At 70.7% G+C, this 345-nt stretch carries 1 protein-coding gene; it reads right to left on the minus strand.

Going from position 1 to position 345, the window contains the following annotated elements; translation table 11 throughout:
• Positions 1–103: 103 nt before the first annotated feature.
• Positions 104–345, minus strand: a 242-nt coding sequence (locus J0695_RS41525) for an ATP dependent DNA ligase (protein ID WP_443727169.1), incomplete at its 5' end; no start/stop codon positions are given.

Consider the following 345-nt stretch of genomic DNA (forward strand, 5'->3'; position numbering starts at 1 on the left):
GAACGTGCTCTGCCCCGTCGGGGACTACAGCGCCCAGAGCGACCAGCCGCTGATGAAGCACCTGACGGTGCGGGTGGCCCCGGCGGAGTAGGTGTGCGCGCGGTCAGCGCAGATGGGCGCGGACCGCCTCGACGGTGTCGGCCTCGGCCGGAGCCTTGTCGTCGCGGTAGCGCAGCACGCGCGCGAACCGCAGTGTCACCCCCTCCGGGTACCGCGTCGAGCGCTGCACACCGTCGAAGGCGATCTCGACGACCAGCTCGGGCCGCACCGTCACACCCCAGCGCTCACGCGTCACCGCGATCTCCTGGAGACGTTCGGTCTGCCAGGCCAGAAGAGTGTCCGTGA

Origin of the sequence: Streptomyces beijiangensis, assembly GCF_017315755.1 — a bacterium.
Taxonomy (GTDB): Bacteria; Actinomycetota; Actinomycetes; order Streptomycetales; family Streptomycetaceae; genus Streptomyces; species Streptomyces beijiangensis.